Origin of the sequence: Rhizobium sp. 32-5/1 (genome assembly GCF_029537235.1) — a bacterium.
GTDB lineage: Bacteria > Pseudomonadota > Alphaproteobacteria > Rhizobiales > Rhizobiaceae > Pararhizobium.
The window spans coordinates 968657-982945 of record NZ_CP120639.1 but is presented as its reverse complement, the minus strand read 5'-3'; the positions used below and the strand labels follow the sequence as shown (position 1 = coordinate 982945).

The following is a 14289-nucleotide window of genomic DNA, read 5'->3' as shown; positions in this document are numbered from 1 at the left end:
GATAACGCCTATTTATGGAACTTCCAGATTCAGAAAATGACCGGGTTACGCCCAAGGCGGCCGGAGAGCGGCCCCTTTCAAGAACAATCACACGCCGCGCCGATGGAGGGCGCGGCGTGTGATACAAATATCCGTCAGATTTTCCCGCAGCACACGATAGCGCGCTCGTGGATAGTGCGATCAGTGGCCCGACCGTTTCTTCCATTCTTCATAGCGCGCCTTGTTCTCGGCGTTGGCGGGATAAAGACCCGGCAACGCTGCGCCCTTATTGACCTCCTGCATGATCCAGCCCTCGAGGCGTTCCTGTTCGGGCGCAAGTTCGAGGATGTCGTCGATGAGGGCCGCCGGGATCACGACGCCGCCGTCATTGTCGACCACGATGAGATCGTTCGGGAAGATGGCGACGCCGCCGCAGCCGACCGGCTGGTCCCAGTCAACAAAGGTGAGGCCGGCGACGGACGGCGGGGCCGCGACGCCGGCGCACCAGACGGGCAGGCCCGTGCCCAGAACGCCGTCGAGATCGCGGATGACACCGTCGGTGACGAGCGCCGCGACATTGCGCTTCGCCATGCGGGCGCACAAGATATCGCCGAAGATGCCGGCATCGGTGATGCCCATTGCGTCGACGACCGCGATGCAGCCATCCGGCATCGCCTCGATCGCGGCACGGGTGGATTTCGGCGACGACCAGGATTCCGGCGTGGCCAGATCCTCGCGGGCGGGAACGAACCGCAGCGTGAAGGCGCGGCCGATGATGCGGCCCTGCCCCGGCTTGATCGGCAGTGCGCCGCGCATCCAGACATTGCGCAGACCCTTCTTCAACAGGATCGTCGTCAGCGTCGCGGTCGTGACGCCTGCCAGGATGTTTTTGATGTCTGCATCGGTAGCCATTGGTTTTCCTTTGATCTCTAATGTTTATCAGATGCTTGCAATCATGCCGCCGTCGACGCGGATCACGCTTCCGGTAAGGAACGAGGCCCGCTCGCTGGCGAGAAACGCGACCACGTCGCCGTATTCCTGCGGTTTTCCGTAGCGGCCGACGGGGATGGAGGCGGTGCTTTCGGTGGCGACTTCCTCGACCGAGCGACCTTCGCGCTTGGCCTTCTGCTCATCGAGGAAGGTGATGCGCGCCGTGGCGATGCGTCCGGGCAGGACGATGTTAGCGGTGATGCCGGAGCCGCCTATCTCTTTCGCGAGCGTCTTCGACCAGCCGACGAGGGTGGAGCGAAGCGCGTTCGACAGGCCGAGATTGGGTATCGGCGCCACGATACCGGACGACGTCGAGGTAATGACGCGGCCCCAGCCGGCGCTCTTCATGCCGGGAAGAACCCGGTCGGTGAGCGCGATGACCGACAGGACCATCGACTGGAAGAATTGGGACCACTGTTCCGGGCTCTGGCCGGACACCGGTGTCGGCGGAGGGCCGCCCGTATTGTTGACGAGAATGGCGATATTTCCGTACCGCGCCTCGATCTGCGCGACATTGCCCTCAAGCACAGTGAGATCACCGATGTCCCATTTGATCGAAAAGGCCTCGCCGCCCGCCAATGCGATGGAAGCCACGGTCTTTTCCGCAGCAGCCACGTCGATATCGGCAACGGCGACCTTCGCACCTTCGCCTGCCAGCGTTTGCGCGATTGCGCCGCCGAGGCCGCCGCCGGCACACAGAACCAGGGCGCATTTTCCAGAGATTCCCAAATCCATCGTCGTCAATCCTTAGCTGAGGTTACCGAAGCGACGCGCAGGCGTCGCCAATGCGTGTGCATGCCGCGCGAAGCCGCTCCGTGGAGGTCGCAAACGAAATGCGGAAATAGGGTCCGAGACCGAAGGCTGAGCCCGGCACGACAGCGACGCCGACCGATTCCAGCAGGTAGGTGGCAAAGTCCACGTCGCTCGCGATGACCTTTCCATCGGGCGTCGTCTTGCCGATCAGTCCCGCGCAGGACGGAAACAGGTAGAAGGCGCCGTTGGGCGTCCGGCAGGTGAGGCCGGGCGTCGCATTGAACGAGGCCAGGCACAGATCGCGCCGCTCCTGGAAGATGGCATTGCGCGCGGCGAGGAAGTCGAGGGGCCGGTCAGGGCCGCGACGGCGGCGGCCTGCGAGATCGAACTCGGGTTGGTCGTGCTCTGCGACTGGATGGTGGCCATCGCCCGGATCAGGGCGGCGGGGCCGCCCGCATAGCCGATGCGCCAGCCGGTCATCGCATAGGCCTTGGAGACGCCGTTGCAGGTGAGAACGCGCTCGTGAAGACGCGGCTCGACCGCGGCGATGGTGGAGAATTCCCACCCGTCGTAGCGGATGTGCTCGTACATGTCGTCCGTCAGCACCAGAACGCGTGGATGGCGCAGAAGAACCTCGGCGATGGCCTTGAGTTCGGCGGCGGAGTAGCCGGCACCCGTTGGGTTGCTCGGCGAGTTCAGGACCAGCCACTTGGTGCGCGGCGTGATCGCCGCCTCGAGCGCCGAGGCTGTCAGCTTGAAGCCGCTTTCCTCGCCGCAGGCGACGGCGACCGGCACGCCGCCAGTCAAAAGCACTATGTCGGGATAGGACACCCAGTAGGGTGCCGGAATGATGACTTCGTCGCCCGCGTCGAGCGTGGCGGAAAAGGCATTGAAGATGACCTGCTTGCCGCCGGTTCCGACCGAGATGTTGGTCGTTTCGTAGTCGAGACCGTTCTCGTTCCTGAATTTCTGAACGATCGCGCGCTTCAGCTCCGGTATACCATCCACGTCGGTATATTTGGTGGCGCCGTCGTCGATGGCCTTTTTCGCTGCCGCCTTGATGTGATCCGGCGTGTCGAAATCGGGCTCGCCCTGGGACAACGCGATAATGTCCGCACCGCCGCGACGAAGCTCGGTCGCCAGCCGCGTGATTGCGATCGTCGGCGATGGCTTGACGGTTTTCAGACGCCCGGAGAGGCTCTCCTGCTGAAACTGGACGGTCATCGATTGTTCCCTTAGTTGGATTCCTTGAGGGAGATTGACACGTGGACCAACGTAAGAAAACATACGCTTTCATGTTCTCGAAAAGCAGAAAGTCTTAACAATGGAGACCCGCTTCCTGAAGACCCTGCTCCTAGTGATCGACGGGAACTCCATCGCTGCCGCCGCGCGGAAAGAAAATCTGACGCCCTCTGCCGTCGTGCAAAGATTGCGGGCATTGGCAGATGAGGTCGGAGCGCCGCTGGTAAAGAGGGCCGGACACTCCATGCGCCCGACCGAAGCGGGAATGGCCGTCGTCGAAACAGCGAGGCGGATCGTCGAAATGGCCGAAAGCATGCCAAGCCTTGCGAACCGGAACGACGAAATCGGCAAGGTGCGCGTCGGCATCATCCACTCGATGACGACGGGGCTGCTTCCGGAAATCCTGATCTTGATGAAGGAGAAACGGCCGGGGATACAGGTCGAGGTGCAACCGGGGCAGTCATCGGACCTGTTCCAGCAGATGGTCGACGGCAACCTGGACGCAGCAATCCTTGTCGAACCTCCCTTCGCCATCCCCAAGGAATTTGCCTGGCACGAACTACGCAAGGATCCTTTAGTCGTCCTCTGCAGTATCGACGAGACCGAGGACGATCCTGTCGCGCTCCTGAAGCGGTCGCCGTTCATCCGCTACGATCGCAAGCACTGGGGCGGGCGACCGGGTGAGGTGTATCTCAAAGGGCTGAAGCTCAACCTGCAGGAAAAATACGAACTCGACTCACTCGAAGCGATCGCGGTGCTGGTGAACCGGGGCCTTGGGGTCTCCGTCGTGCCGGACTGGCTGCCGCCATGGCCGGAGGGGCTGTCCCTGCGAAGGATAGCGCTAAAGGGAGGCCCTTTCCGGGCCGTCGGCATTATTTTCCCGCGCCTGACGTTGAACGAGCGTCTCGTCAAGGCTTTCGCGGAAGAGGCCCGTGCCGCGGCAAAAGCGAAAAACCTCGGCTTTACGACGGGGTAAAGCTGACTGTCGAAAGTCACTACGACATCATCAGCGTTTTCTATCTATCCACGACTGAATTGATGCAGTGGATGCTCCCTATTGAAGGCCGAGACGCATTTATTACCTCAGCATCACTGCTTGAATAGGTGTGCTGCCCGACGTCAATTCCAGGATCACATTGTTTGTCGCAGGATGATCAACGAGCTCGGCTAGGAAAGCGGCCACGTCGTCCCTCGTCACTTCGCCGTAGGGAATGGCGGCACCTGCGCTGATAAGGCCAGTTCCGGTGTCGTCAGTCAGTGTGCCCGGACGAACGATGACCCAATCGAGCGCTGAAGCCGCGAGATAGACGTCCGACTGCTTTTTGACCCGTATGTAATTCTCGAAGCCCGTGTTGCGCTCATCATCGCGGAGTGCATCAGGAAATACCGAGACAAGCAAAAATCGCTTTACGCCGGCCTTCTGTGCCGCGTCGACCGCAAGTTCCAGGCCTTTCCCGTCAATTGCGTTTGTTACCTCCAATCCAGCGCCACCAGCACCAGCGGAGAATACAACAACGTCGCTTCCGGCTATTTTGCCTGCAAGCTCATCGACGGTAAGTTTGGTCAGGTCGCCCAGCACCGGCGCGGCGCCTTGGGCTGTGATGGTTGCCGCCTGTTCGGGTTTGCGGTGCAAAGCAGATGGCGCGTGGCCCCGCTCAGCGAGGATTTTAGAAAGCCGGATTGCGATTTTGCCGGCGCCGCCGACGATGAAAACTTTAGCCATGTCTCTTTCCTTGAAAAATGGGATGCGGACAGCGATTGCCCGCATCCGGTCAATTGGTGAGGTCAGGCGGATGGGTGGGAGTGAAAAACCTTGCTCAGAATGGTCCATATTCCCTTGATTTTGAGAAGGTGGAAGTAGTCCGTAAAGCACTGGCCGTCCGAGGAATCGTTAGTATCGACGCGCGCGCTGGCCGCCGTCCCGGTAATGTCGATGTAAGCGATCGCATAACGGCTTTCCGGGGTTGCCTTGAACGCGGTATCAATGCCTTCGAACAGGCCAGAGATCGCGCCGCCGTTCAGCGCACCATCCTTGGAACTGAAAATGGTGGCTTCTGCGGCAAAGGCGGGCTTCATGATGGAGCTGTCGGCCTTGGCAACACCCTGATTGTATTTGTTCAGGGTCTCGGTGATCGCGGCGTAGTCGTCAACAAATGTGGGTTTCAAGATAATCTCCTTCAGTGTGATTAAGTGGCGTCGAATTGGATATTCGACGGTTTATGCAGCCTTGCTAGGCGCCAGCGGGCCGAGCTTTGCCAGACGCTTCGCCCGGTTATCGAGCCACCAGCCAAGTTGGGGTGGCCAATTGGAGAACGGAGCATCGGGGGCCGCCGCGTCCAGAGCCTGTTGGGCATGGAAAGCGAAGTTGGGATTGTTTAGCGCCGCATGGCCCACGGCGACCAGATCTGCCTCGCCATTGGCGACGATGGCCTCGGCTTGGTGCGGATCGAGAATAAGCCCGACGGCCATAGTCTTGATTTCGGCCCCGTCGCGCACTTTCGCGGCGAATGGCACCTGGAAGCCGTAACCCATGGGATAGTCGAAGACGTCAAACCCGCCCGACGAGTTGTCGATCACATCGACGCCAATGCTTTTGAGTTCGCGCGCAAATGCGACGGAATCGTCAATGGTCCAGCCTTCGCGGCTACCGTCGACCGCAGAGATGCGCACGAAAAGCGGCTTGTCCTCGGGCCAGATTTCACGCAGTTCGCGCGCGATTTCCAGAGGAAGACGCATGCGATTGGCAAGGCTCCCACCGTACTCGTCGGCGCGCCTGTTGGTGAGAGGCGAGAGAAACGAACTCAGGAGGAAGCCATGGGCACAATGGAGCTCCAGAACATCAAACCCGGCAGTCAGAGCCCGGCGTGCAGCATTGGCGAAATCCGCGCGCACCTTGGCCATGCCATCGTCGTCAAGGGCTGTCGTATCCGGCCAGCCCTCTTCCATTGGCTCGCCACTTGGAGAAACAGTGGGCCACCGCTCTTCGCCCGCATGCATGGGCGCTTCCAGAATAGGAGAATTGCCATCCCATGGACGCAAGAGCGATGCTTTGGGCCCAGCATGACCGATCTGGATACCGGCAATTGCACCGAATTTCTTGATGGCAGCACCGACGCGCGACATGCCTTCGATATGCGCATCGTCCCAGAGACCAAGGTCGCCATGGGTGATCCGTCCTTCGGGCGAAACGCCTGTTGCTTCGACCATCACCATGCCAAAGCCGCCCAGGGCAAATTTGCCATAGTGGATGAGGTGGTAGTCATTCACATACCCATCAATCGCCTGGTACTGGCACATCGGGGAGACGACCAGACGGTTGCGCAAAGTGACGCCACGCAGGCTCAATTTTTCAAATAACTTAGACATTCGATTCCAGACTGTTTCTGATTTTAAGTGCTAAGGTCGCTGACCGAGTGAATAGCCCCGTGATTTGTAGACACCTTCTTTCCTAAATTTGAGGCAAGAAGATCATCATGAACAAATCGAATTTCAGCGAGGAGTTTATGCCCTCACATCTCTAGCCGATGCGCGTTCTCCAGCGCATCGGTGTTTTAATCATGAAGTCCCGCACCTTTGCCAAAAGCTGCGGATTACATGCCTTTGAAATTATTCGCTCAGGTTAATCTTGAGTTCTTGCGATGCCTGCGCGATCGCGCCGCGGGGCGCCGGCAGATGGCTGAACGCATTCGACAGCCCAAAATCGTGAATCATGCCGTTGTAGCGGACCGACTTCACATGCACACCCGCAGCGTCGAGCTTGCGGGCATAAGCCTCGGCTTCATCGCGCAGGACGTCGAATTCGGCGGTTTGGATCAGTGTCGGCGGCAGGCCCTGAAGCTGCTTGGTCGTCGCCTGCAGCGGCGAAGCGTAGATCATCTTGCGTGCATCGACATCGGTCGTGTAATGATCCCAGAACCACACCATCAAGTCCTTGGTCAGGAAGTAGCCGTTGGCGAACTCCTTGTACGACGGCGTGTCGAAGTTTGCATCCGTGACGGGACACAGCAACACTTGCGAACGTAGTGCAGGTGCGCCCTTTTCACTCGCCATCAAGGCAACCACGGCGGCCAGGTTGCCGCCTGCGCTGTTCCCAGCTACGGCGAGGCGCTTGCCATCGACGTTTAGCTCCTTGCCATGCTCTGCCACCCATTTCGTCGCAGCATAGCCTTGTTCGACCGCAACGCCGTATCCTGCCTCAGGCGACAGGGTGTAATTGACGAAGACCGCCACCGCACCCGAGCCCGCCACCAGGTCACGCACCAGCCGTTCGTGGGTCGGGAAGTCGCCCAGCACCCAGCCACCGCCGTGGAAGTACATGAACGCAGGCAAGGTCTCCTGTCTGCTGCCGGCTGGACGAACGATCGTCAGCTTCAGGTCGCTGCCATTGACGTGGATCGTCTTCTCGCTGACGTCAGCCGCCGGCAAGGCAACTTCGGGCGCAGCCTGGGCACCCGCCAGCGCCGCGCGGGCCTCGACAGGCGTCATGGTGTCGAGCGTCTTGCCACCTTCAAGGGATTGCAGGAATTCTGCAACATTGCGTTCGACGCCCGGCCGGTCGGCCGCAGAAGCGTTACCAACCGCCAGGGCCAAGGCGGACAGGGCGACCGCGGAGGTGAGAGGTTTCATGATATTTCCTTTTAGCGAGTGAGTGAATGTGAAGCAGGAGCCAGAGACGTCGTCGGTATCGATGCGGGCTTGCAGCGGTGCCAACGATCTCGATGCGGACAATGACGCCTTGAGCTTCAGGCGACGGACGAAGATCAGTGCCTGTACCGTCGAACAGATTGTGAATGGCTTGGCCCAAAAGCTTTCAGTCGGCATCAACGCTGAACAAGAAGCACCTTCCTACTGAAAGCGGCTCCATGCGGCTCATCCTTCGGCCAGATTCCGCGCAGATCGTGAGAGATCTCTAGCGGCAGATGTATGCGATTCCAGAAGCTACCGTCATATCCGCCGCTACATTTGTTGGTAGGCGCGCACTACCATCGGCGATCCAGGGCGCCCTTCCCACTGGACTGGGTCAACCGGCAGGCTGGCTCAGTCGCGGGTCTTGGATGGAGTTGCGCATATGGTTGGTTAAGGCGCCACGTGCGTCTGGAAAATCTTGTTGACCACCGTCCACTGGCCGTCGACCTTCAGCAGATGGAAGAAGTCGGTGAACGAGATGCCTGACATGTCGTTGGCGTCGATGCGGGCGCTAGCCGCCGTACCGACGATCTCGATGCGGGTTATCGCGGCCGTCGCGTCGGGAGACGGGCGGAAACCCTTGTCGATCCCCTCGAACAGGATCGGAATTGCACCGCCGGTGAGCTTGCCATCCGGGCCCACGCTGTACATCGTTGCCTGGGGGTGGAAAGCGGATTTCATGATGCTGCTCTTGGCTTGCTTGCAGCCTTCGATGTACTTGTTCAGCACTTCAGAGATGGCTTGGTAATCGTGCACGTAGGTCGGGTTGCTCATGGTTTTTCCTTGGTTGGCTATTGGCCGGGTTGGCGAGTCTGCGGCCTGGGCGGTTGTGAACATTCCGACAGCGATTGCTGCGAAAATCAAAGTCTTGATGAAAGTCGTCTTCACTCGATTACTCCTGGTAAGAGTCGCCACGACTCTTCGATTCCACGTTGATACTGTGTCGGCAACAAACCTGCTCAGCCCGCCAGCACAGGCCAGTCGGTGTAACCGTTGGCACCGTTGCCGTAATAGGTTTCACGCGGGGCTACAGCCAAGTCAGCGCCCTCTTTCAAGCGACGGACCAGATCGGGATTGGCTATGAATGGACGACCAAAGGCGACGGCATCGACCTTACCTTCCGCGCGGCGGTTCACCGCGAGGTTGAGGTCGTAGTTGTTGTTGCCGATGTAAGCGCCTTTAAACAGTGCGCGCAAAGCGTCGAGGTCCACGCCGTCGGGCACGGACCGCGAGGTGGCCGTGGCGCCCTCGACAAAGTGCATATACGCCAAATAGAAGCGGTTCAGCTGCTTGATCAAATGGCCATATGTCTGCATGACCTGGCTGTCGAGCGGCGTGTTACCAGCGTCCGGCGTCACCGGAGAAAGTCGAATACCAACGCGGTTGTGACCCCAGACCTCCACGACCGCCGCAGTAACTTCCAACGTGAGCCGGCTGCGATTTTCGATATTGCCGCCGTATTCGTCGTCACGCTGGTTGGTCGAATCGCGCAGGAACTGGTCCAGCAAATAGCTGTTGGCGGAATGCACTTCGACGCCATCGAAACCGGCGCGGTGTGCGCATTCCGCAGCGTGCCGATATTGCTGGATGATGCCGGAAATCTCGGACGTTTCCAGTGCCCGCGGCATCGAGACATCCAACATCCCGTTTTCGGTATAAGTCTGCCCTTCTGCCCGGATCGCAGAGGGTGCCACCGGGGCGCCGCCGTCCGGCTGCAGGTCCACATGCGAGAAACGGCCCACATGCCACAGCTGGCATACGATCAGGCCGCCGGCTGCGTGCACAGCATCGGTCACTTTTTCCAGCCTGCTACCTGTTCTTCCGTCCAGATGCCCGGTGTCAACGCATAGCCACGTCCCTGCGCGGAGATGTTGGCCGCCTCGCTGATGATCAAGCCCGCGCTGGCCCGCTGTGCGTAGTAGCGGGCGTGCATTTCATTCGGCACGCCATCGTTGCCCATGCGACTGCGTGTGAGCGGCGCCATGACGATGCGGTTTGCGAGCCTCAACGCACCCATCTCCATTGGCGAAAAAAGATCGCTGAAAGAACTGCTGAGCGTCATTTCTTATTCCCTGCGACAACCAAGTTTCATGATGAATTTGTGTCAGGGCTGCAGTATAGAGATCCGCGATAATGACGTAAATAATCAGAAGCGGCCATACAGTATGAACAAAAAGATCATAATCCAGGATTCCGGCCGTGCGGCAGTGGTGCCCTCCTCGCTACCGGTACACCTTCCGGGGCTTTTGACGTTCGAAGCGGCGGCCCGGCATTTGAACTTTGCCCGAGCGGCAGCAGAATTGGACGTCACGCCCACTGCAGTATCACGCACCATCAAAGCCATGGAAGCACAATTGAATGTTCGGTTATTCAACCGCACCACGCGCAGCGTCAGCCTGACCGAGGCGGGCTCGTCACTGAATTCAAAAATGGCACCCGCGCTTGCACTGATCCGAGACTCCTTGTCAGAAGCTTTGCTGGCAACTGATCAGCCGTCTGGCACCGTGCGCGTCAATTCTTCATATGTCGCATACCGTATGTTGATCGAACCCCACATAGATGCCTTTCTGGCGACTTTTCCTCTGATCAATGTCGAGATCTCGTTGGATAACGTGCTCGGCGACATCGTCAATGCCGGCTTCGACATCGGCATACGGATGGGCAAGAGAGTGCAGAACGATATGGTGGCCAGGCAGCTGGGATCGGTACAGAAAAGAATCGTGGTAGCCGCCCCAGACTATTTTCAAAATCGAAAGGAGCCCAAGACCATTGATGATCTGCTGAACCACAACTGCATTCGGCAACGCTATTCCGTGGGAGGCCGGTGGTTTGAATGGAAGTTCGATTCAGAAGGTCAAATAACTCAAATCGACGTGCAGGGGCGTCTTTTACTCGACGAAATGAGGTCTGTCGTGGACGCGGCCGTTCAGGGGCAAGGCATCGGTTTCGTATTCGAGCAGTTTGCGAAACAGGAGCTAACCGGCGGCCAATTGCGGCGGATTCTGAAGCAGCACAGCGGGATGGACGATGCGTTTCATCTGTATTATCCACATCGCAAACATATGCCGGGAAAGCTTCGCGCGTTCGTTGATTTCATGCTGAATGCGAATGCAGCGTAAGGCGAGGGCATGATCTTTCAATCGAACCGCGTGCGGAGCATAGATCCAGCTGGTGGGTTCCGCGAACGCCATGACGGGTTGGCAGCGCTAGTCAAGTGATGAGCGAGTTGCGCAGTACCGCTTTGCAGCTAATGATGGGACTTGCGCGCCTTGACACGGGTTCGGACTGACGACCGGACACTTTTTGCTCTGTCACAGATTTTCTAGGCAAGGTTGGCGCCTTAACCTGGCGCGAGCGACTGAACCGGTGCCGAAGGTAGACTGGCTGCTCTTTTGTGCAGCCAGTTCCGAAGCCGACAAATAAGGTCGGCATGGGATTACCGCTTTGGAGCCGCAAAGCGGTTCCACGAAAGTTATGTTCGCATCGACTCATTGTCGAAGGAAATCATTTTCGCATCACGATCGGAACGGAAATTGCAAGCCCCGCATCGATGATACGACCGGCAGCTACAGACAAAGTCTCTCACCCCAGGCTGACGCGCTTTCCCAACCGAACGCTATCCAGAGCTGCGTCCGCGAGCTGCAAAGCGTGCAAACCGTCCTCCCCGCTCGGGGAAATGGCGGCTCCGCTTTCAATGGCCGCGATGAAGCCTGCAATCTCGTTGGCATAGGCGTCTGTGTATCGAGTCATGAAAAAGTCATGCAGAGGGGGTCGGGTGTAGCCCTCAGACGTCGCGACCTCGATCGAGATCGGCCGCTGGTTCTCGGCGGACGCCGAGCCCTTGGAGCCATGCACCTCGATGCGTTGATCGTAGCCGTAGGTGGCGCGGCGGGAGTTCGAGATGACTGCCTGGCGACCGATTGCGGTCTCTAGGATAACGGTCGCGCTGTCATAGTCGCCCGCGGCGCCAATCGCAGGATCGACGAGAACTGCGGCATGAGCCGAGACAGAGCTGATTGCTTCGCCATCGAGCAGGAAGCGGGCCATGTCGAAATCGTGGATCGTCATGTCGCGGAAGATGCCCCCAGAACGGCCGATATAGTCCATGGAAGGCGGACCGGGGTCACGTGACGTAATCGTGATCATCTCGACCTTTCCGATCCGACCGTCGTCGATCGCATTTTTCACAGCCATGAAATGAGGATCGAAGCGTCGGTTGAAGCCGACCATAAGCTTGGCACCGGTCTGCTTGACGACGGCTATGCAGGCTTTTACCCGTTCGACATCGAGATCGATCGGCTTTTCGCAGAAGATCGCCTTGCCGGCTCTGGCAAACCGTTCGATAAGGTCAGCATGGGTATCCGTCGGCGTGCAGATGATCACAGCATGGATATCCTTGGCGATTTCGATCTCCTCGATCGAGCGGATCTCGACACCATACTGAGCCGCAATCGACTGGGCGGCAGCCGGGAATGCGTCGGCCACTGCGACGAGCCGCGCGTCGGGGTTGGCGGTGACGGCCTTGGCATGGACTCGGCCGATGCGGCCCGCGCCCAGAAGGGCGAAATTGACTGTCATTCTATTGTCCCCTGTGTCTCTGTTAGACGTTGATCATGGTGCGAAAGCGGACGAGTTCGTCCGCCGCCATGCCGACATTGTGCCGTTCCGCCGGATACGCTCCGCTCTCGACGTCCTGGCGAAACTCCCCGAAGGCGGCAATGCGCTCCTGCTGCAGCCGGTCGAACTCCGCTGCCAAATTGCGATAGGTCTTGGCGTGGCGGGGCGTATGCCCGCGGGTTTGGCCGAGCACGTCATCGGCAAAGAGATACTGCGCGTCGCAACCAGGCCCCGCTCCCATCGAGATCATGAACATAGAGGTGTTTGCGCTGATCAACGCCGCGACATCGGCCGGGACCACCTCAATCTCGGCGGCGAACGCACCCGCCTCCTCCAGCGCCTGCACAGCGTTCCAGATCATCATCGCGCTGTCAGCAGTCTTGCCGACGGCCTTGAAGCCGCCGGTCCAAGTCGCCTTGGAGGGAATGAGACCGACATGGCTGCAGACCGGGATGCCCTCGTCCCGCAGCCTGCGGATGATCGCGAGGCTCGCAGCACAATAGACGGCGTCGCCGCCAGCGCGCATCGCCTGAAAAGCTGCCCGAAGATATTCCTCGGCAGTGACGTAGTCGCCATATTCGAGGCCAGGCAAGGCAAAAACGCTCGGCGCCGCTTCACGGAACGCGGGCCCGAGCAGGGCCGGCGGAACGGAAACCATCTCAATGCCGGCCTTCTCCGCGGCTTCAGCCTCTTGGAGCGTCACGACCCGGAGCATGCTGAGTTGGCGCTTGCCTTTGAGTGCCAGAATGTCGGCGACGGTGGGACGGTTAGATTTCATCGGTCATCCTTTAGCGCCAAGCGCTCACAACAGGGATTTCAGTTTTACGGCAGGATCAGCAAGCGCCGCCGGATCGGGGCGCGCAGCTTTGGCGATCAGCATTTCGGCGACGCGGATGTCGCGGGCGACCGCACCGCCTGGCCCAAGGCCGCTGGCGGCAAGCAACTGGCCCTCGGAATTAAGATGGAAGAGGATTGCTGCATCCGGGGAGAGCGTTCGAGTGATCTCCCGCACAGCGCCGTCGGCGAGACCGGCGACCTGTAGTGTCAGGTCATACTGATCTGACCAAAACCAGGGGATGGCGACAAACGCCTCTTCACGACCGAGCATATTGGCGGCGGCCGCGGCTCCTGGTCTTGCGCATTACGCCAGGATTCGAGCCGCACCCGCCTGCCTCCGTAAACACTGAGCGGAAACGAGCAGCAGTCACCGGCAGCGAATATGTCCGGATCACTGGTGCGCAGATACGCATCCACGGAGATGCCGTTCTCCAGAAAGAGCCCTGCCGCATCCGCCAATGCGGTATTCGGCTGTGAGCCGATGCCGACGACGAGAGCATCGGCCTCGATAGACTTGCCATCTGCAAATGCCAGGCTTACGGCGCGTTCACCGGCTTCGATCGCATTGATCGGTACGCCACAGATTAACGTCACACCTTCGGCGGCATGACGGGCTTGAAGCGCCAGCGCTAACTTTTCCGGTACGCCACGCATCAAGACGCGTGGTTGAACCTCGACCAAAGTCACTTCCACCCCGAGCGACCGGCCCATAGCTGCGAGCTCGAGGCCGATAAAGCCACCGCCGAGGATGGCGACGTGTCGTCCCGGCCCCATGCACCGACGGATGGAGCCCGCGTGTTCGACCGTGCGCAGGACATGGATGCGTTCGTTGGGTGGCAGCCCCGGCAATTGGCGCGGCGTGGCGCCGGTCGCGAGAAGGAGCCGGTCGTAAAGGAGATTTTCTCCGCCCTCCAGTTCCAGCCGGTGCTCAGAGGGCTTCAACTGGAGCGCGCGCAACCCGCGGCGGAAGGTGATCCCGGCTCCGGCGAAACGTTCCTCGGCCACAATGGCCCGCCCGGTGTCACTGTGTGAACCGACCTTGGACAAGGGCGGGCGCTCATAGGGAAGATGCGGTTCTTCGCCGATCAGCGTGACTGACCCCTGATAGCCTTGCTCTCGCAACGCGAATGCCGCCCGGACCCCGGCCTCACCGGCGCCCACGATCACCAAACCCCGATCGACCAT

Annotated in this window: 11 protein-coding genes and 4 pseudogenes; 2 read left to right on the top strand and 13 right to left on the bottom strand. The window is 59.7% G+C overall.

The window, feature by feature from the left end:
• Window positions 1–180: 180 nt before the first annotated feature.
• The 3 genes and pseudogenes from P6U16_RS26420 to P6U16_RS26410 all read right to left on the bottom strand — a co-directional run bounded on the left by P6U16_RS26420 (window position 181) and on the right by P6U16_RS26410 (window position 2946).
• Entirely contained in the window at window positions 181–891 is a 711-nt protein-coding gene (locus P6U16_RS26420) for a ribonuclease activity regulator RraA (protein ID WP_277704328.1), read from the bottom strand.
• Window positions 892–918: 27 nt separating this feature from the next.
• Entirely contained in the window at window positions 919–1704 is a 786-nt protein-coding gene (locus P6U16_RS26415; RefSeq protein ID WP_277704327.1) for an SDR family oxidoreductase, read from the bottom strand.
• Window positions 1705–1726: 22 nt separating this feature from the next.
• Window positions 1727–2946 (bottom strand): annotated as a pseudogene (locus P6U16_RS26410) (pyridoxal phosphate-dependent aminotransferase).
• A gap of 100 nt (window positions 2947–3046) precedes the next feature.
• Between P6U16_RS26410 and P6U16_RS26405 the strand changes: the two are divergent.
• Entirely contained in the window at window positions 3047–3940 is an 894-nt protein-coding gene (locus P6U16_RS26405; RefSeq protein WP_277704326.1) for a LysR substrate-binding domain-containing protein, read from the top strand.
• A 102-nt stretch (window positions 3941–4042) separates the two neighbouring features.
• Here P6U16_RS26405 and P6U16_RS26400 read toward each other — a convergent pair whose 3' ends face one another.
• From P6U16_RS26400 to P6U16_RS26370, 7 genes and pseudogenes are all read right to left on the bottom strand, one after another.
• Window positions 4043–4687 (bottom strand): SDR family oxidoreductase, encoded by a 645-nt coding sequence (locus P6U16_RS26400; RefSeq protein WP_277704325.1) that lies wholly within the window; start codon window positions 4685–4687, stop codon window positions 4043–4045.
• 62 nt (window positions 4688–4749) lie between these two features.
• Window positions 4750–5133, bottom strand: a complete 384-nt coding sequence (locus P6U16_RS26395) for a nuclear transport factor 2 family protein (RefSeq protein ID WP_277704835.1) — start codon at window positions 5131–5133, stop codon at window positions 4750–4752.
• A gap of 48 nt (window positions 5134–5181) precedes the next feature.
• Window positions 5182–6330 carry an NADH:flavin oxidoreductase/NADH oxidase gene (locus P6U16_RS26390; RefSeq protein WP_277704324.1) on the bottom strand — a complete coding sequence of 383 codons (1149 nt, stop codon included), beginning with the start codon at window positions 6328–6330 and terminating at the stop codon, window positions 5182–5184.
• 240 nt (window positions 6331–6570) lie between these two features.
• Window positions 6571–7590 carry an alpha/beta hydrolase gene (locus tag P6U16_RS26385; RefSeq protein ID WP_277704834.1) on the bottom strand — a complete coding sequence of 340 codons (1020 nt, stop codon included), beginning with the start codon at window positions 7588–7590 and terminating at the stop codon, window positions 6571–6573.
• 9 nt (window positions 7591–7599) lie between these two features.
• Window positions 7600–7798, bottom strand: a pseudogene (locus tag P6U16_RS26380) (hypothetical protein); the annotation flags it as partial.
• Window positions 7799–8040: 242 nt separating this feature from the next.
• Window positions 8041–8538 (bottom strand): nuclear transport factor 2 family protein, encoded by a 498-nt coding sequence (locus tag P6U16_RS26375; RefSeq protein ID WP_277704323.1) that lies wholly within the window; start codon window positions 8536–8538, stop codon window positions 8041–8043.
• 71 nt (window positions 8539–8609) lie between these two features.
• Window positions 8610–9712, bottom strand: a pseudogene (locus tag P6U16_RS26370) (alkene reductase).
• A gap of 103 nt (window positions 9713–9815) precedes the next feature.
• On the opposite strand from P6U16_RS26370, the gene P6U16_RS26365 reads away from it, so the two are divergent.
• A complete protein-coding gene (locus tag P6U16_RS26365; RefSeq protein ID WP_277704322.1) occupies window positions 9816–10769 on the top strand; it encodes a LysR family transcriptional regulator in 954 nt (317 codons plus the stop codon).
• Between the two features lie 463 nt (window positions 10770–11232).
• Here the strand turns inward: P6U16_RS26365 and iolG are convergent, their stop codons facing one another.
• From iolG to P6U16_RS26350, 3 genes and pseudogenes are all read right to left on the bottom strand, one after another.
• The gene (iolG, locus tag P6U16_RS26360; RefSeq protein WP_277704321.1) at window positions 11233–12228 is read right to left on the bottom strand and encodes an inositol 2-dehydrogenase; all 996 of its coding nucleotides are present in this window, start codon (window positions 12226–12228) and stop codon (window positions 11233–11235) included.
• Window positions 12229–12250: 22 nt separating this feature from the next.
• Window positions 12251–13045, bottom strand: a complete 795-nt coding sequence (locus P6U16_RS26355) for a 3-methyl-2-oxobutanoate hydroxymethyltransferase (RefSeq protein WP_277704320.1) — start codon at window positions 13043–13045, stop codon at window positions 12251–12253.
• 24 nt (window positions 13046–13069) lie between these two features.
• A pseudogene (locus P6U16_RS26350) lies at window positions 13070–14289 on the bottom strand (FAD-dependent oxidoreductase).

Coding starts and splice junctions, on each gene's coding strand:
- P6U16_RS26420 (WP_277704328.1), bottom strand. CDS start 891: ATGGCTACCGATGCAGACATCAAAAACATCCTGGCAGGCGTCACGACC.
- P6U16_RS26415 (WP_277704327.1), bottom strand. CDS start 1,704: ATGGATTTGGGAATCTCTGGAAAATGCGCCCTGGTTCTGTGTGCCGGC.
- P6U16_RS26405 (WP_277704326.1), top strand. CDS start 3,047: ATGGAGACCCGCTTCCTGAAGACCCTGCTCCTAGTGATCGACGGGAAC.
- P6U16_RS26400 (WP_277704325.1), bottom strand. CDS start 4,687: ATGGCTAAAGTTTTCATCGTCGGCGGCGCCGGCAAAATCGCAATCCGG.
- P6U16_RS26390 (WP_277704324.1), bottom strand. CDS start 6,330: ATGTCTAAGTTATTTGAAAAATTGAGCCTGCGTGGCGTCACTTTGCGC.
- P6U16_RS26385 (WP_277704834.1), bottom strand. CDS start 7,590: ATGAAACCTCTCACCTCCGCGGTCGCCCTGTCCGCCTTGGCCCTGGCG.
- P6U16_RS26365 (WP_277704322.1), top strand. CDS start 9,816: ATGAACAAAAAGATCATAATCCAGGATTCCGGCCGTGCGGCAGTGGTG.
- iolG (WP_277704321.1), bottom strand. CDS start 12,228: ATGACAGTCAATTTCGCCCTTCTGGGCGCGGGCCGCATCGGCCGAGTC.
- P6U16_RS26355 (WP_277704320.1), bottom strand. CDS start 13,045: ATGAAATCTAACCGTCCCACCGTCGCCGACATTCTGGCACTCAAAGGC.